The sequence below is a fragment of the Rossellomorea aquimaris genome, assembly GCF_001877785.1.
GTDB lineage: Bacteria > Bacillota > Bacilli > Bacillales > Bacillaceae_B > Rossellomorea > Rossellomorea aquimaris_A.
In genome coordinates this window covers 32,128-49,312 of record NZ_MINN01000073.1, presented here as the reverse complement: position 1 = coordinate 49,312, position 17,185 = coordinate 32,128, and the positions used below count along the sequence as shown (strand labels likewise).

Below are 17,185 nucleotides of genomic sequence, written 5' to 3'. Positions count from 1 at the left end.
GAGATGAGATTTCCCATCACTTTATGTGAGTAAGATCCCTGGAAGATGACCAGGTAGATAGGTCAGAGGTGGAAGCATGGCGACATGTGGAGCTGACTGATACTAATCGATCGAGGACTTAACCAAAGAGTCATTTTTAAATGAACACAACGGCAATACCGGTATTCTTGACATCAATCCTTTATCTAGTTTTGAAGGAACAAATCCTTCAATTGAATATTCGTCTGGTGATTATGGCGAAGAGGTCACACCCGTTCCCATGCCGAACACGGAAGTTAAGCTCTTCAGCGCCGATGGTAGTTGGGGGCTCTCCCCCTGTGAGAGTAGGACATCGCCAGGCGGATATAAAATTTTTTTCACACAATCCAACATTGGTAACATATAGTGTGGTATACTCTATATATTACCCAATCTTATCGTCGCGGGGTGGAGCAGTTCGGTAGCTCGTCGGGCTCATAACCCGAAGGTCGCAGGTTCAAATCCTGTCCCCGCAATACCATTTTTGCAAAAGTAAATAAACATCTAATGGGTGACTGATGGATGAATATTTTGCTGACGCAAGGTAATGTAAGTTCTTTTGCTAACGCAAATTAATGAAAGATCTTTTGCTGGCGCAAAAATCTCTGGTCTGGTAGTTCAGTTGGTTAGAATGCCTGCCTGTCACGCAGGAGGTCGCGGGTTCGAGTCCCGTCCAGACCGCCATTACTTTACACGTAAACGAAACTTTTGTTTCGTTTTTTTATTTGTCTTTATTTTTTATATTGATCACTGGAATGGAAGAGTGTACGTGGTATGAAGAAGGGATTTCTACTTTTGAATTTTATTTAGAATCATTATTAAAAGATCATAAAATTGTAAAATGGATCATATATTTCCAGAATGGATCATAAATCCTGAATTAGGATCATAAATCTCTAGAATGGATCATAAATCTGGAAAATGGATCATAAATCCCTAAACAAAGCATCACCGGGTGCTTCTGGCCACCTAATTACAGCCATGAAAAGGAATTTCACGGAATTAGCCGCCGATTATGTATGAATTTTTCAGATAAATCACTAAAAGTGCTGCAAAAACCTCAAAAAACCTTTTTCTTTCCTTAAATATGGACAACCACTCCCATGCACTTTACTCAAATACCCCAAAAAGGGTAAACTACATATATACATTATCCCTTAGGTGCTGTCCTAAGGTTTTTTTATACTCTACTTAAGTTGAGGAGATAGATATGGATCAGTATGAAATGATGACGGAGACTCCCGAGGAGACGGGGGCATTTGCAGAGAAACTGGCACAATACCTTCAGCCTGGAGATGTGATAACATTAGAAGGTGATCTTGGTGCCGGGAAGACGACTTTTACGAAGGGCCTTGCGAAAGGGCTTGGCGTTATGAAGACGGTGAACAGCCCTACGTTTACCATTATTAAAGAATATAAGGGGCGTCTGCCTTTTTATCATATGGATGTGTACCGCCTGGATGATTCCTTTGAAGACTTGGGTTTTGAAGAGTATTTTGAAGGTGAGGGAGTGACGGTCGTCGAGTGGGCGCATTTGATCAAAGACCAGCTCCCGGGCGAATTGTTGAACCTGTCGATTTACAGGGAAGGCGATACGAGCAGGAGAATTGTATTAAAGCCTTACGGGCAAAGGTATAATGAGTTATGTAAGGAGATTGTTTCATGAAGATATTGTCGATCGATACCTCGAACTATCCTCTTGGGGTTGCGTTAATTGATGAAGGGAAAGTGATTGGTGAGTATATCACCAATTTTAAGAAAAATCATTCTGTAAGGGCGATGCCGGCCGTTGAGCAGCTTTTGAAAGAGTGTGAGACGGAACCTAAAGAGCTGACGAAGATCGTCGTGGCGAATGGACCCGGTTCGTATACTGGGGTCCGCATCGGGGTCACGATGGCAAAGACACTTGCCTGGTCGTTGAATATACCGTTGGTGCCTGTTTCCAGTCTGGCGGTGCTCGCTTCTTCCGGCCGCCATTTTAATGGTTATATATCGCCCATCTTTGACGCAAGAAGAGGGCAGGTCTATACAGGATTGTACAAATTTGAAGGAGATAAGATCCAGTTGATTGAAGAAGACCGGAACCTTTTACTTGCTGATTGGGTGGAAAAGTTGAAGGGGTGCGACGGGGAGATTTTATTTGTAGGAAACGATGTCGGCATTCATGAGGCTGTTATAAAAGAAGTGCTGGGAGATCAGGCGAGGATTGCTCCTTTCGTGAGCCATAATCCGCGTCCATCCGAGCTTGCGCTTATAGGTGCTCAAATGGAAGAAAAGACAGCTCATGAGGTTGTTCCTAATTATATCCGCCTGGCTGAGGCTGAAGTGAAATGGTTAGAGGCACAAAAAAATTCTAAATAAGAAAAAGGATCGTTCAGGATATGGAAATTCGATTTATGACGGTTGATGATTTAGATGCGGTGATGGAAATCGAGCATTGTTCGTTCAGTATTCCCTGGACCCGTGAGGCCTTTTACAACGAAATAGAACAGAACCACTTGTCCACTTATCTCGTCGTGGAGGACGGAGAGAGTATAGCCGGTTACTGCGGGGTCTGGCTTGTTGTGGATGAGGCGCATATCACGAATGTCGCTGTCCTGCCTGATTACAGGGGGAAAGGACTTGGTGAAGCACTCATGAAGGGGATCATGGAGATCGCTAAAGAGGTCGGAGCCCGTGTGATGACACTGGAAGTAAGGGTCAGCAACGAGGCAGCGAAAGGGTTATATAGGAAAATGGGTTTTCAAGACGGCGGTATCCGAAGACGGTATTATTCAGATAATCAAGAAGATGCTTTAGTAATGTGGGTGAATTTATGAAAAAAGATACGTATGTGTTAGGAATAGAGACAAGTTGTGATGAAACAGCCGTGGCTATCATTAAAAATGGTACGAAGATTGTGACGAATATCGTTTCTTCCCAAATTGAAAGTCATAAGCGATTCGGCGGAGTGGTGCCGGAAATCGCTTCGCGCCACCATGTGGAGCAGGTGACGCTGGTGCTGGAAGAGGCACTTGAACAGGCAGAAATGACAATGGAAGAGATCGATTGTATTGCTGTCACGGAAGGACCCGGTTTGGTGGGGGCATTGCTTATCGGGGTGAATGCTGCGAAAGCTCTTGCGTTTGCTCATAACAAGCCGCTGGTCGGCGTTCATCATATCGCGGGGCATATTTACGCAAACCGTCTTGTGAAAGAAATGAAGTTCCCTCTATTGTCGCTTGTCGTTTCAGGTGGACATACAGAACTTGTGCTGATGAAGGAGCATGGTTCTTTCGAGGTCATCGGCGAAACGCGTGATGACGCTGCAGGGGAGGCATACGATAAGGTGGCAAGGACACTTAGTCTCCCTTATCCGGGAGGTCCTCATATCGACCGCCTGGCCCATGAAGGGGAGCCGACCCTTGACCTTCCACGTGCATGGCTGGAAGAAGGGTCATATGATTTCAGTTTCAGCGGATTGAAATCAGCCGTTATCAACACGCTTCACAATGCGAAGCAAAAAGGCCGGACCATTTATCCACAAGATCTTGCCGCAAGCTTCCAGGCCAGTGTGATTGATGTGCTTGTGACAAAAACGGTAAGGGCAGTGAATGAGTATAAAGTGGAACAACTGCTGTTGGCCGGCGGAGTGGCTGCCAATAAAGGGCTGAGGGCTGCTTTGGAAGAAGCGTTCAAGGAACTGGATACTGAACTGATCATTCCACCGTTATCCTTGTGTACGGATAATGCCGCGATGATTGCTGCTGCAGGTACTGTATTGTTTGAACAAGGCAAAAGAGGGGATATGGCGATGAACGCCAATCCTGGATTGGATATTGAGGATTTTTGATTGTTAAAGCTTCGATGGGGTGCATCAACCTTGTCGGGGCTTTTTTTAGGGAACATACGTTTTATCAACAGTCTGTGGATAAATTGTTAATAACTTCGGATAAGATGTGAACACCTTGTGAAAAAGATATGGGTAATTCAGTGTAGAATTGTGTATAACTGTGGATTTATCTGTGGATAATGTGGAAAACTTCTGTGAACAAGGTTTCGTCAACATTCGACATGTGGATATCCATGTGGAATAAAGAAGGTTTGAGTGACGTGAATTCACTCAAACCTGTGGATTACTGTTCTTCTTGGAGAAGTTCCTCGAGTTCTGTCCATTCTTCAAGGAGCTCATCCAATTCTTCCTTGGAAGAGTTCAATTTGTCGTTGATCTCCTGGACTTTTTCGTGGTCCTGGAAGATACCGGGGTCACAAAGCAGTTCTTCTTGTTCTGCGATGACTGTTTCCAGTTCTTCCATCCGTGCCTCGATTTCTTCGACTCTTCTTCGGCGCTGCCGTTCCAGTTTCTTTGCCTCTTTGTCAATTTTATGATTTTGCTTTTGCCGGGTGGCTGCCCCAGGTGCAGGATGCCCTTTTTCTATTTGTTCAAGAGCAGCGAGCTCTTCCTGTTCCTGGAGCTTTTCCACGTAATAATTATAATCCCCGAGGTACTCGGTGGAACCATTTTTCGAGAGTTCAAGTACTTTGGTGGCGATCCTGTTGATGAAGTAACGATCATGTGAAACAAAAAGAATCGTTCCGGGATAACCGATCAGGGCATTTTCCAACACTTCTTTACTGTCGAGGTCCAGGTGGTTCGTCGGCTCATCAAGAATGAGGACATTACCTTTTTCCATCATGAGTTTTGAAAGTGCGAGTCTTGCTTTTTCGCCTCCGCTCAGAGTCGAGACCGGTTTCAGGACATCTTCCCCTGAGAACAGGAAGTTTCCGAGTACGGTCCGGATTTCTTTCTCGTTCTTCATCGGATACTCATCCCAAAGTTCATTGAGGACGATTTTATTCGATGAAAGATCGGCCTGCTCCTGATCGTAGTAGCTTATGGAGACGTTCGAGCCGAATTTGAAGTCTCCCGCTAACGGCTTCAGTTTATCCACAAGTGTCTTCAGCAGGGTCGATTTACCGATTCCGTTCGGTCCGACAAGTGCGATGCTGTCTCCTTTTTTTACAGAAAAGTCAATGTGGCTTGAGATGATGTCCTGAGCTTCGTATCCAATCGACAGGTCATTCACCTTCAGCACATCGTTTCCACTTTGACGATCGATATCGAACGAGAAGGTGGCGGACTTCTCATCGCCGAGCGGCTTGTCCATCAAGTCCATGCGCTCGAGTTTCTTTCGGCGGCTCTGCGCCATTTTTGTCGTGGAGGCACGGGCGATGTTGCGCTGGATGAAGTCTTCGAGCTTTGCGACTTCCTGTTGCTGGCGTTCATAGAGTTTGACATCTTTTTCGTAGTCTTCGGCTTTCTGCTGAAGATACTTGCTGTAGTTCCCGATGTACTTCCTGCTCCGTCTGCGCGAGATTTCATAGACTTGGTTGACGACGCTGTCCAGGAAATAGCGGTCATGGGAAACGATCAGAACGGCCCCTTCATAGCTCTGAAGGTACGTCTCCAGCCAGGAGAGGGTTTCGATATCCAGATGGTTGGTCGGCTCATCGAGGATCAGGATATCCGGCTTTGTCAGGAGCAGCTTCCCGAGAGCGAGACGGGTTTTCTGTCCTCCGCTCAGCGTGGAGATTTTGGTCCCATAGTCGAAGTCGGCAAAGTTCAACCCGTGCAGGACGGACCTGATATCCGCTTCGTATTGATAGCCCCCTGATTCTTTGAAGCTGACCTGAAGCTTGTCGTATTCTTTCAGAACCCGCTGATACAGTTCCTCGTTTTCATAAACGGACGGATCTGCCATCTTTGTTTCGAGAACACGGAGTTGTTTTTCCTGAGCGCGCAGGTCTTCGAAGACAGTCAGCATTTCCTCCCAGATCGAGAGTTCGGATTCAAGGCCGGTATTCTGGGCGAGATACCCGATCGATACGCCTTTTGGCTTGGTGATTTCACCGTCATCATACGACAGCTGGCCGGCGATTATTTTTAAAAGGGTGGACTTTCCGGCTCCGTTCCGACCGACGAGTGCAACCCTGTCCCTTGTCTGTATTTCAAGTTTGATGTTCGATAAGATATTATCTGCACCAAAGTTTTTGCTAAGTTGATTCACTTGTAGTAGAATCATGACGTTTCACCTCTGTTTCATAGTGCTAGTGTACCGTATTTGTGAGGAGAACGGCAATGATACATGTCCAGGAATGACTATTAATCTTCACACATATAGGATAGAATATAGTGTATGATGGGTAGGAGAGCGTGGGAAAAAGATTATCTGTTATTTTGGAAGCGTTCACAGATGGGCGGTTTCCAACGTAACGAGGTTTTGAATAGATGTGGGGGAATACGAAATGAATCAGGATACAACGAAAATTCCACAGGCAACGGCGAAACGGCTGCCGCTTTATTACCGTTTTATCAAAAATTTGTACTCATCGGGCAAGCAGAGGGTGTCATCGAAGGAATTGAGTGAAGCGGTGAAGGTTGATTCTGCCACAATCCGCAGGGACTTTTCCTATTTCGGTGCATTAGGGAAAAAGGGTTATGGATATAATGTAAACTATCTTCTCTCTTTTTTCAGAAAGACGCTCGATCAGGATGCACTGACCAAGGTTGTATTGATCGGGGTCGGGAATCTTGGTACCGCCTTTCTCAATTATAATTTTATAAAAAACAATAATACAAAGATCGAGATGGCGTTCGAAGTGGATGAGTCCAAAGTGGGGACGCAGGTCGGCGATGTGCCGGTCTTTCACCTGGATGATCTTGAAGAGAAGCTCGAAGATCAGAATATAGAAGTGGCGATCCTGACAGTGCCGGCTTCTTCTGCTCAGAACATCACAGACCGGCTGGTATCCTCGAAAGTCAAGGGGATCCTGAACTTTACACCGGCAAGGCTGACGGTGCCGGATCATATCCGCATCCATCATATTGATTTGGCGGTGGAACTGCAGTCATTGGTATACTTTTTGAAACATTATTCAGAGGATGACACGGAAATGTCACAAGATGGAATCATATCGGAATAGCCATTTCATATGATTTACGATATGATAGAAATGTAAAAGAGGAGGTGTCTCATTATGCCAGGTCCAGGTAGCCTCGTATTAATCGCAATTGTTGCTTTACTGATCTTTGGTCCTAAGAAATTGCCGGAACTCGGGAAAGCATTCGGAAATACTTTACGTGAGTTCAAAAATGCAACAAAAGGCTTAGCAGATGATGACGATAAATCAAAAGATGCTAAGTAATAGAGTAGGATGAACGCCATGAGTCAAAGTCAGAAAGATATGACGTTGTATGAACATATAGGAGAATTGCAAAAACGACTCATGATTGTAGTCGTTTTCTTCTTGTTGGCGGTTATCGCGGGTTTCTTTCTCGCAGGTCCGCTGATCACATATTTACAGCATGCCGATGAAGCAAAAGATATGACCATGAATGCCTTCAGGGTGACAGATCCGCTCAAGATTTACATGGAGATGATCATATTCGTCGCCGTGCTCATCACGTCGCCGGTCATCCTCTATCAGGTATGGTCATTTGTTTCACCCGGTCTTTATGAACGGGAAAGAAAGGTAACACTCAGCTACATACCGGTGTCGGTCCTTCTTTTTCTTGCAGGGTTGTCCTTTTCGTACTTCATCCTGTTTCCTTATGTTGTGAAGTTCATGATGGGATTATCTGAAAACCTTGAGATCCAGCAGGTCATCGGTATCAATGAGTACTTTCATTTCTTATTTCAAATAACGATTCCGTTCGGATTTTTATTTCAGCTGCCGGTCGCGATGCTGTTCCTGACCCGGTTGGGAATCATCACGCCTATGGTGATGGCACAAGCGAGGAAGGTCGCTTACTTTGTCCTCTTCATCATCGCTGCCTTCATCACGCCGCCGGACATCATCTCTCACTTGATGGTGACCGTGCCTTTATTCATCCTTTATGAAATCAGCATCTGGATTTCAAAGATCGGATATAAAAAGGTACTGGAAGCTGAACAGAAGCTGGAAATCGAACAATATGAAGATATAAATAAGGATTGATCCCCGCGGGGACCAATCCTTATTTTTTATTATTGATTTGTTTCTTGATCTTGAAATGAATCATGATCATCCTGAGTCCGGACCCGAAATCAAGGGTGGCCAGAAAGACCAGCATATAAGTGAAAAATCCCCAACCATCATCTCTTACATTCTGTACTGCAAAGTATGTGAAAAGTATTCCTAGCAGGAGATAGATCACTCCAGAGAAAAGCGGTGATCTTCTCATGAAAATAATCCTCCAATAAATCCTTGAATTTGTTCTGCTTCTTTCATGATCTTCTGAATATCGTCCTTATAGATAGATTGTATCAGCACGACAGATGTATTCATCGCGACATGAGCAAAAATTGGCACGAGTATTCTTTTCGTCCTTACGTATAGAAACGCAAAAGTGAATCCCATGGCAGAATACAGGATGACATGTTCCGGTTCAAAGTGCGCAAGGGCGAATATGATGGAACTGATCAATGCTGCAAAGAAGAAATGCATCTTCTCATACAGGACGCCGAAAATGATTTTCCTGAACACGATCTCCTCAAGGATCGGCCCGATCACGGCGGCCACAAGCATCGAAACGGGTACCTTTTCAATGATCCCGATGATCATCTGCGTATTTTCCGAGCCCATCTTAATGCCGAGTGCATATTCAATCTGGATCGCGATGGACTGTGCGAAGAAAGCGATGAAAATCCCTGCAATCGCCCAGCCGATCGAACTGCCGGCGTTGAGAGGGGCGCTTCGCTCAAGACGGGTGCTTGTTTCACTTTTCCGCAGGATGCTCCATACGACGATCAATGTCAGCGTGAAGCTGATCACAAGCCAGTATCCGGGTACAAGCTGTTTCACCTGGTCTGCAGGCTCGCCCATCACGTCCGTCCCGATCTTATAAAGGAGCGGAACCCCGACAATACTCGAAAGCTGCATCACAATATACGCGATCAAAATATATCCAAAATGTTTTTTCAACGTTACGTCTCCTTTAACCATCATCTTGTTCAATTCTACTAATAATCGGGCAACTGTTCAAATGGTAGGTGCTTGTGGGTTTCAAACTAGTTACTCTAAAATATTTGGACCGTTTCTTTCCGCTTCAGGCACTTGCTTTCCGCGGGGAGGAAGTCAAGCCTCCTCGGCGTTCCGCCTGCGGGTTAGAAAAGCGGAGGCGGCTCGTTCAGAGGCGACAAGCATAAGGCGAACAAGCCGGAAAGGCGTTCTTTGCCTTTTTGGCTTGTTTGCCTTATGACCTCGAGCCTCTAGCCGCCGGAGCTGGACAAGTCTCGACTTTTCCTCTATTTCCCGTCGGAGTCAAGTGCCTTCCGCTCCAATACACTCTGGTTTTCAAATGATTTTATTAAGCCCTAAGCCTAATTTGAAAGATATTTATTAGAATTTACTGGTTACAGCTGTTGGTTGGAGTGCAAGACGAAGACTCCAGCGGGAATAGCGAGACTGGTAAGACCCCGCAGGAGCGAATGCGACGAGGAGGCTTACCGGCCGCCCGCGGAAAGCGAAGTCTTGCACGGAAACCAACAGCGGTATTCAATGGGTGTTACATAGCCATCACAACAAAATGAAAGCAGATAATGCAGGAATAGAAAGACAGACCCCAACATAGTATAGAGAGGTGTGAAAAAAGGAGGAAAATGACGAAAAAAATTTTAAGCAGGACTCTTGCAAAATGAAAACGAATTAATTATTATAATAATTGTGTTAGCACTCACGATGAACGAGTGCTAATAAATAAACTATTTACATAATTTCAAGGAGGTTGTTTCACTTGTTAAAACCACTAGGTGATCGCGTCGTTATCGAGCTAGTCGAATCAGAAGAAAAAACAGCAAGCGGTATCGTTCTTCCGGACTCCGCAAAGGAAAAGCCGCAGGAAGGTAAAGTTGTTGCTGTAGGTACAGGTCGCGTTCTTGACAGCGGTGAGCGCGTTGCTCTTGAAGTGTCTGTCGGCGATCGAATCATCTTCAGTAAATATGCTGGTACAGAAGTGAAATACCAAGGCACAGAATATCTGATCCTTCGTGACAGTGACATTCTGGCTGTTATTGGCGAATAATTAAAATACTGATCATAAAACATTACTTTAAACAATAAGAGGAGGACTTTGAATATGGCTAAGGATATTAAATTTAGCGAAGAAGCACGCCGTTCCATGCTTCGCGGGGTAGATCAATTAGCAAACGCAGTAAAAGTAACTCTTGGACCAAAAGGACGCAACGTGGTACTTGAGAAGAAATACGGTTCACCGCTTATCACAAATGACGGTGTGACAATTGCTAAGGAAATCGAACTTGAAGATGCATTCGAAAACATGGGTGCGAAACTTGTTGCTGAAGTAGCAAGCAAAACAAACGAAATTGCCGGTGACGGTACGACAACTGCTACGGTTCTTGCACAGGCAATGATCCGTGAAGGTCTTAAGAACGTAACGGCGGGAGCTAACCCTGTAGGTGTACGTAAAGGGATTGAAAAAGCGGTTCAAACTGCAGTTGAAGAATTAAAAGCTATCTCCAAGCCAATCGAAGGAAAAGATTCAATCGCTCAGGTTGCTGCGATTTCAGCTGCTGACGAAGAAGTCGGCCAACTGATCGCTGAAGCTATGGAACGCGTTGGTAACGACGGTGTCATCACAATCGAAGAATCCAAAGGATTCACAACTGAGCTTGATGTCGTGGAAGGTATGCAATTCGACCGCGGATATGCTTCTCCATACATGGTGACTGACTCTGACAAGATGGAAGCGGTTCTTGAAAATCCATACATCTTGATCACTGATAAGAAAATCGGCAACATCCAAGAAGTACTTCCTGTTCTTGAGCAAGTGGTTCAACAAGGCAAGCCATTGTTGATCGTTGCTGAGGATGTTGAAGGTGAAGCACTTGCAACACTAGTAGTAAACAAACTTCGCGGAACATTCAATGCAGTGGCTGTTAAAGCTCCTGGATTCGGTGACCGCCGTAAAGCAATGCTTGAAGACCTCGCCATCCTTACCGGCGGTGAAGTCATCACTGAAGATTTAGGTCTTGACCTTAAATCTGCAAATGTGACTCAACTTGGCCGTGCAGCGAAGGTTGTCGTGACAAAAGAAAACACAACAGTAGTAGAAGGTTCTGGAGATCCAGAAAAGATTGCAGCACGCGTGAACCAAATCCGTGCTCAACACGAAGAGTCTACTTCTGAATTCGATAAAGAAAAATTACAAGAGCGCCTTGCCAAGCTTGCAGGCGGTGTAGCAGTCGTCAAAGTCGGTGCTGCAACTGAAACTGAGCTTAAAGAGCGTAAACTTCGCATCGAAGACGCATTGAACTCTACTCGCGCAGCAGTGGAAGAAGGCATCGTTTCCGGTGGTGGTACTGCCCTTGTGAACGTATACAACAAAGTCGCTTCAATCGAAGCGGACGCAGACATTGCGACTGGTATCAACATCGTGCTTCGCGCACTTGAAGAGCCAATCCGTCAAATCGCCCACAACGCTGGACTTGAAGGTTCTATCATCGTAGAACGCCTCAAGAAAGAAAAAGTGGGTGTAGGATTCAACGCAGCAACTGGCGAATGGGTGAACATGATCGAAAAAGGTATCGTTGACCCAACCAAAGTTACTCGTTCCGCACTTCAAAACGCAGCATCCGTTGCAGCAATGTTCCTGACTACTGAAGCAGTAGTTGCAGACATTCCTGAAGAAAATGCCGGCGGCGGCATGCCTGATATGGGTGGCATGGGCGGAATGGGCGGCATGATGTAATCTGCCCCCAACCTTTGATTTAGCTGCCTGAAACAAGCTGCTAATCATTCAAAACTCCCATCAGTTTAGAGCTGATGGGAGTTTTTTATTGGGAAGGGATTACTACTTATAGGTATTGATAATAAATCGGGAAAAGTGATAAAAAGTATTTTAAATCAATAGTAAGAGACTGGTTTTAAAAAAGGCAATTTGAAATTTGATAATAAAATGTTCGTTTTCAATAATAAATGTTGAATTATCGATAATAAAAGTTTCATTTTCGATAATAAATCCATTTTCCCATTCAAGCAGGATGAAGTAATTTAAAAAACAATCAATTCACCATAAAAAACAGCTTGTACTGAAATCAGGGAGTAGTAAATAATTGAATAAATTTATTTGCAGTAGTGATTTCAGGAGAAATTTATTGGTTTTAACTAAAAATACTCAAATAAAAAAGGAGTCAACCAGACTCCCCTTAAACTCCTCACAATTTCAACGACTCATTAAACTTCTTCAACAACTTTCCAAATGCTTCGCGCTCGTCCTCAGGCCAGTCCACGATTTTCTCGGATATCCGTTCCAGTCGGGCCTGTTTGTGTTCCTTGAAGACAGTGGTCCCAAGCTCGGTGATGTCGAGTTTATAGGATCTGCCGTCTGAAGGGTCTGGTATCCGGTACAGGTAGCCTTTTTGTTCAAGGGCGGCTGCCTGTCTGCTGATCGTGGATATGTCGAGCATGAATTCCTCTGCAAGCACCTTCACTCCGGCTGCGCCTTTATTGGCAATCCTTCTAAGTAAAAGATAGGCGGAGCGGTCGAGGGTGCCGAGTTTTTTATGGGAAGAGAGATTGGTGGCCCGGCGGATGAGGATGGCGAGCTCCAGTTCAATTATTTCTAAATGTTTTTCATTCATATCATAACCCCGCAATACAAGTTATATCTATAATGATACCACATAAAATGGATCAAGGCTGTTGACGTGCTGGAATTTAGTTGTATAATACAATTATAAACTTTCATCATACAACTAATTTGCGGGTTTAAATAAAATTCATTAAGAAAAGGAGAATACGAATGTCATCAACTCAACCATCCGTACCTTCCCAGCCGCCTGTATTGGACCCGGCCGATGTGGAGAAGAAAGGGATTTTGGCACAGCCGAAAGCGGTCTGGGCTGTTTTTTTTGCATGTATCATTGCGTTCATGGGGCTCGGTCTCGTTGACCCGATCCTGCCGGCGATTGCCAGTCAGCTGGATGCCACCCAGAGTCAGGTCACACTGCTTTTCACCAGTTATAATGCCGTGATGGCAGTGGCGATGCTCATTACCGGGATGCTTTCATCAAGAATTGGAATTAAAGGGACGTTGCTTTCGGGAATCGTCATTATAGCCATATTCTCTGCACTTGGAGGTTTTTCTAACGATATCTGGACGCTGGTCGGACTCCGCGGTGGCTGGGGCCTTGGAAATGCGCTTTTTGTTGCCACTGCACTGGCCGCGATCGTGTCGCTTTCAAACAGCGGCGCCGCTAAGGCAATCATTCTTTATGAAGCGGCGATCGGACTTGGCATTTCAGTGGGTCCGCTGCTAGGGGGATGGCTGGGCGCCATATCCTGGAGGGGGCCGTTCCTTGGCGTTGCGTCACTGATGGTCATCGCGTTCATCGGTCTGACCATTTTGATGCCAAAGGCAGATCCAGCCCAAAAGCCTCAAACAAAAACAACGCTCGCCGATCCGTTCCGAGCGTTGAAGCACCGTTCGTTATTCGTATTCGGTATTGCTGCGGCACTGTACAACTTTGGTTTCTTTACATTGCTTGCATACGCACCGTTCGTTATGGGACTTGATGAACACGGACTTGGATACGTGTTTCTTGGCTGGGGGCTGCTGCTTGCAGTCACTTCCGTATTCATGGCACCGAAACTGCAGCAGTGGTTCGGGACGATCAAATCCATGTGTGCAATGCTTACACTTTTCGCCTTATTGCTTCTTGCGATGGGCCTCTGGACGTCTACGCAGTGGGTCGTCATTGTTTCCGTCATCCTGGCGGGAGCATTCCTAGGGAATAATAACACATTGATCACTACCGCAGTCATGAACGCGGCACCGGTCGAACGCTCCACAGCATCGGCAGCCTACAGCTTCCTTCGCTTCATCGGAGGCGCAATTGCACCATTCACAGCCGGCAAACTCGCAGAAATCTACAACCCAAGCCTGCCTTTCATAGTAGGAGCAGGATTTGTTATGCTATCTGTAGTCGTTATACTAATCAACAAAGACCACTTAAAACATGTGGATATCGCTGGAGCTGGGCATTAAAACCTATTTGAAAGATGTTTCTATTTATAACTAGTTCCAGCAGTTGATTGGAGTGCAAGGCGAAGACTCCTAATCGAAAAGCGGAAGGGCTTCGTTCAGAGGCGTGTGGCATAAGACGAATCGGCCTGGAAGGCGCTCTTTGCCTTCTTGGTCGGTTTGGCTTATGACATGTGCCTCTAAGCCCTGTAGCTGGACAGTTACTACACCGTGAATCAGGAGGCTCACGGGTCACCCGCGGAAAGCGAAGTCTTCCACGGAGATCAACTGCGGTATTAAAAAGCCAATAACTTTTAAAAAAACCTCTCTTCAAATCGAAGGGAGGCTTTTTTAATATCCGATCCTCCAAAAAATTCCACTTGAACAGGTTTACAAAGACATTCAGAATGGTAAAAAAGCATCAGAAACCAAAATTTGTCTAAAACGTACATAAAAGAGATGATGCAAAACGGAGATTAATGGAGGAGAATGTGATGAAAAGGAAGAATCCCATCGTTGTCATGATGCTTTGCTTCATGGCGAGTATGATGTTCCTTTCGGCCTGCAGCAGTTCGGCTGACTCGGAAGCAAAAAAGGAAGAGAAAAAAGAAGAAGATAAATATGAAATGCTTGTAAAAGAGAAGAACAAGGAGCTTGAGCTGGAACCGCTCGAGCTGACCTCTTACAGCGAGGAAATCGGTGCAACCCTGGATGAACCTTCTCATAAGGAGTTTGCTGCGAACGGGGAAGTGGTGATAAAAGGGGATATCGAGAAGGCATCCGGATTGAAATCGGACTATGCCTGGATCAAGGTCCGCTCAAAGGATGAAGGCCCTGCAGGAGATCAGCTTGAATATTACACCCCGATCGAGGACGGGAAGTTCAAGCAGGCCATCCATTTCTTCAATGGCGAAGGCGAATACAGCGTGAGGGTCCAGCTCCCGAGTAAGGATCAGGAGAACTATTTTTATGATACGGCATCTTTCACTGTCCATAATGTGAATCCTGACCAGAAGCGGGATGTGACATATACTCCGTTCGGCCGCGACGCGGGTATGGAAGTGACTGCCGATTCCAGCTACACGAAGGAAAATGAAGTGTTTGCCCTTAAGGGAAAAGCGGATGAGTTGAAAGACGGCGAAACCGTCATGCTGAAGCTGAAAAAAGACAGTGAAACATGGACGCATGTCATCCCGGTTGAGGACGGGAAGTTTTCATATGATGTGCCTTTATTTTATGGGAAAGGGGTTCATGAACTGGAAGTGCTCGTTCCGGATGAGGAGCGCGAGAACTATTACCAGACCGCAACGAGCCTTCTTCTCGACAATGAATCAGACCGGACGATGAGCCCGATCGAATTCTCCAATGCATACATGGAGCGCGGCGTCACACTTGAGTCCCCGCAATACGGCGGAGACGAATCGGACGGCAAATACACAGTAACAGGGACAATCGATCCCCAAGCCGAGTTCGGACCGGAAACCGACCACATTTATGTGACGACGAAGAAAGGGGAGGATGAGGCATTGGACGTCATTCCGGTCGAGGATTTTACGTTTGATGACTCCTTCTACCTCCGTTTCGGTCCGGGAACGTATGAGGTGACGCTGAGCGTGCCGGAAATCAAGGAAGAATTCAGTGATTCGTTCAGGTTCTACGGCTTTGCCAAGTTCGAGGTCGAGTCGACAGGCGAGGATAAGCGGGATCTTTTGCCATCGAGAGGTGTGGAGTCCGATGCACCGGAGATTAAGGAGCTGGCACAGAAGCTGACGGAAGGTAAAAAGAACGACCGTGATAAAGCGAAGGCGATTTATGACTATACAGCTAAAAACGTAAGCTATGACGTTCAAAAGCTTGATAACTCAGAGTTTGAGTGGGACGACAGTGCGCTCAAGACGCTCGATGAAAAGACAGGAGTGTGCCAGGATTATGCCTATCTTGCCGTCGCTCTCTTAAGGGCAAGCGATATCGAAGCGAGATTCATTGAGGGGATGGCGCGCGGCGGCTGGTGGCCGCAGCGTCATGCCTGGGTCGAGGCGAAAGTGGACGGAAAGTGGCTGACGATGGATCCGACATGGGGATCGGGCTACATCAAGGATGATAAGTTTGTAGCGGATTTCAATGAGAAATATTTCGATCCGAATCCCGCTGAATTTGAAAAGACCCATACGCGCTATGGAGTAGAATATTAAATCATCAAGACTAGTGGAAAAGGCGGTAACTTCTATGCAGACACAACCTAAACGAAAAATCATTCTTGACTGCGATCCGGGACACGATGATGCAATCGCGATCTTGCTTGCGGCAGGACATGAAGCCATTGACCTCATCGGCATTACGACCGTGGCGGGAAATGCAGAGTTGGAGAAAACCACGCTGAATGCGCTGAAGGTATGCGAAATCGCAGGGATCGACAATATCCCGGTGCTGCAGGGGAACAGCCAGCCCCTTATCCGGAAACGGGAAACAGCGGCTGACATCCACGGGGACTCCGGGATGGACGGCCCTGTCCTCCCAGACCCTGTGAAACAGGCGGGAGAGGAGCATGCGGTCGACTTCATCATCCGTACATTGATGGAATCAGATGGTGATATCACGCTTGTCCCGGTTGGCCCCCTGACCAATATTGCGATGGCAATGAGGCGGAAACCGGCGATACTATCGAAAATACAGGAAATCGTCATCATGGGCGGAGGGACATTCGGAAACTGGACCCCGGCGGCTGAATTCAATATCTATGTCGATGCGGATGCTGCGAAGGTGGTATTCGAGAGCGGCGTCCCGATTACGATGATGGGGCTGGATCTCACTCACCAGGCTCTCGCGGACCGGGACGTCTGCAGCCGGATTGCAGAAATCGGCAATCCGGCAGCTGGCTTCGTCAGCGAATTATTGACCTATTTCAGGAAAACATACCTGGAGTTCTTCGGCTTTGAGCATCCGCCTGTCCATGATGTGTGCAGCGTGGCTTACTGCATCGACCCGACCGTGGTTGAAACGAAGAAGCTGAGGGTCGACATCGAGACGAAAGGCGAACTCACCTACGGGATGACGCTTGTGGATCTGCACGGTGTGACCGGCAGGGAGCCGAATGTGAATGTGGCGTTGAAATTGGATCATGAGAAGTTTTGGAATATGCTGATCAGGACATTAGAAACATATTGA

General features: G+C 46.2%; 16 protein-coding genes, 2 tRNA genes and 2 rRNA genes. 16 read left to right on the top strand and 4 right to left on the bottom strand.

Annotated features, from left to right (window positions below; all coding sequences use genetic code 11):
• The 8 genes from BHE18_RS03850 to tsaD all read left to right on the top strand — a co-directional run.
• A 23S ribosomal RNA gene (locus tag BHE18_RS03850) occupies positions 1 to 126 on the top strand; the annotation flags it as partial.
• Positions 127 to 223: 97 nt separating this feature from the next.
• Positions 224 to 340: ribosomal RNA gene (gene rrf / locus BHE18_RS03845) — 5S ribosomal RNA — on the top strand.
• Positions 341 to 420: 80 nt separating this feature from the next.
• A tRNA-Met gene (locus tag BHE18_RS03840) sits at positions 421 to 494 on the top strand.
• Between the two features lie 131 nt (positions 495 to 625).
• Positions 626 to 702: transfer RNA gene (locus tag BHE18_RS03835), tRNA-Asp, on the top strand.
• Positions 703 to 1,228: 526 nt separating this feature from the next.
• Entirely contained in the window at positions 1,229 to 1,684 is a 456-nt protein-coding gene (gene tsaE / locus BHE18_RS03830) for a tRNA (adenosine(37)-N6)-threonylcarbamoyltransferase complex ATPase subunit type 1 TsaE (protein ID WP_071617323.1), read from the top strand.
• Positions 1,681 to 2,379 carry a tRNA (adenosine(37)-N6)-threonylcarbamoyltransferase complex dimerization subunit type 1 TsaB gene (gene tsaB / locus BHE18_RS03825; protein ID WP_071617322.1) on the top strand — a complete coding sequence of 233 codons (699 nt, stop codon included), beginning with the start codon at positions 1,681 to 1,683 and terminating at the stop codon, positions 2,377 to 2,379. Before tsaE ends, tsaB begins: the two co-directional genes overlap by 4 nt.
• A gap of 20 nt (positions 2,380 to 2,399) precedes the next feature.
• A complete protein-coding gene (gene rimI / locus BHE18_RS03820) occupies positions 2,400 to 2,837 on the top strand; it encodes a ribosomal protein S18-alanine N-acetyltransferase (RefSeq protein WP_235860242.1) in 438 nt (145 codons plus the stop codon).
• Positions 2,834 to 3,850: a tRNA (adenosine(37)-N6)-threonylcarbamoyltransferase complex transferase subunit TsaD gene (gene tsaD / locus BHE18_RS03815; protein ID WP_071617320.1), complete on the top strand. Its 1,017-nt coding sequence runs from the start codon at positions 2,834 to 2,836 to the stop codon at positions 3,848 to 3,850. The genes rimI and tsaD overlap by 4 nt, the downstream gene beginning before the upstream one ends.
• A gap of 283 nt (positions 3,851 to 4,133) precedes the next feature.
• On the opposite strand, the gene BHE18_RS03810 is transcribed toward tsaD, so the two are convergent.
• On the bottom strand, positions 4,134 to 6,080 hold the full coding sequence (locus BHE18_RS03810) for an ABC-F family ATP-binding cassette domain-containing protein (RefSeq protein WP_071617319.1): 1,947 nt from the start codon (positions 6,078 to 6,080) through the stop codon (positions 4,134 to 4,136).
• A 223-nt stretch (positions 6,081 to 6,303) separates the two neighbouring features.
• On the opposite strand from BHE18_RS03810, the gene BHE18_RS03805 reads away from it, so the two are divergent.
• Genes BHE18_RS03805 through tatC form a run of 3 tightly spaced genes read left to right on the top strand, consistent with a single transcriptional unit; the run spans position 6,304 to position 7,995 of the window.
• Complete coding sequence (locus tag BHE18_RS03805; protein WP_071617318.1) at positions 6,304 to 6,981, top strand: redox-sensing transcriptional repressor Rex; 678 nt, start codon at positions 6,304 to 6,306, stop codon at positions 6,979 to 6,981.
• A gap of 54 nt (positions 6,982 to 7,035) precedes the next feature.
• Positions 7,036 to 7,203, top strand: coding sequence for a twin-arginine translocase TatA/TatE family subunit (locus tag BHE18_RS03800; protein WP_032085426.1), 168 nt, complete (start codon positions 7,036 to 7,038; stop codon positions 7,201 to 7,203).
• Positions 7,204 to 7,221: 18 nt separating this feature from the next.
• Positions 7,222 to 7,995 (top strand): twin-arginine translocase subunit TatC, encoded by a 774-nt coding sequence (tatC, locus tag BHE18_RS03795; protein ID WP_071617317.1) that lies wholly within the window; start codon positions 7,222 to 7,224, stop codon positions 7,993 to 7,995.
• 19 nt (positions 7,996 to 8,014) lie between these two features.
• Here the strand turns inward: tatC and BHE18_RS03790 are convergent, their stop codons facing one another.
• Both BHE18_RS03790 and BHE18_RS03785 read right to left on the bottom strand, forming a co-directional pair.
• Positions 8,015 to 8,221, bottom strand: a complete 207-nt coding sequence (locus tag BHE18_RS03790; RefSeq protein ID WP_032085424.1) for a YdiK family protein — start codon at positions 8,219 to 8,221, stop codon at positions 8,015 to 8,017.
• Positions 8,218 to 8,961 carry a CPBP family intramembrane glutamic endopeptidase gene (locus BHE18_RS03785; protein WP_071617316.1) on the bottom strand — a complete coding sequence of 248 codons (744 nt, stop codon included), beginning with the start codon at positions 8,959 to 8,961 and terminating at the stop codon, positions 8,218 to 8,220. Before BHE18_RS03785 ends, BHE18_RS03790 begins: the two co-directional genes overlap by 4 nt.
• Before the next feature lie 811 nt (positions 8,962 to 9,772).
• Here BHE18_RS03785 and groES point away from each other — a divergent pair.
• The gene (gene groES, locus BHE18_RS03780) at positions 9,773 to 10,060 is read left to right on the top strand and encodes a co-chaperone GroES (RefSeq protein ID WP_071617315.1); all 288 of its coding nucleotides are present in this window, start codon (positions 9,773 to 9,775) and stop codon (positions 10,058 to 10,060) included.
• A 54-nt stretch (positions 10,061 to 10,114) separates the two neighbouring features.
• Positions 10,115 to 11,746, top strand: a complete 1,632-nt coding sequence (groL, locus tag BHE18_RS03775; protein ID WP_071617314.1) for a chaperonin GroEL — start codon at positions 10,115 to 10,117, stop codon at positions 11,744 to 11,746.
• Positions 11,747 to 12,212: 466 nt separating this feature from the next.
• Here groL and BHE18_RS03770 read toward each other — a convergent pair whose 3' ends face one another.
• Complete coding sequence (locus tag BHE18_RS03770) at positions 12,213 to 12,638, bottom strand: MarR family winged helix-turn-helix transcriptional regulator (RefSeq protein WP_071617313.1); 426 nt, start codon at positions 12,636 to 12,638, stop codon at positions 12,213 to 12,215.
• A 161-nt stretch (positions 12,639 to 12,799) separates the two neighbouring features.
• Here BHE18_RS03770 and BHE18_RS03765 point away from each other — a divergent pair, with 161 nt between their 5' ends.
• From BHE18_RS03765 to BHE18_RS03755, 3 genes are all read left to right on the top strand, one after another.
• Complete coding sequence (locus BHE18_RS03765) at positions 12,800 to 14,044, top strand: MFS transporter (protein ID WP_071617312.1); 1,245 nt, start codon at positions 12,800 to 12,802, stop codon at positions 14,042 to 14,044.
• Between the two features lie 470 nt (positions 14,045 to 14,514).
• Complete coding sequence (locus BHE18_RS03760; protein ID WP_071617311.1) at positions 14,515 to 16,212, top strand: transglutaminase domain-containing protein; 1,698 nt, start codon at positions 14,515 to 14,517, stop codon at positions 16,210 to 16,212.
• Positions 16,213 to 16,246: 34 nt separating this feature from the next.
• The gene (locus BHE18_RS03755) at positions 16,247 to 17,185 is read left to right on the top strand and encodes a nucleoside hydrolase (protein ID WP_071617310.1); all 939 of its coding nucleotides are present in this window, start codon (positions 16,247 to 16,249) and stop codon (positions 17,183 to 17,185) included.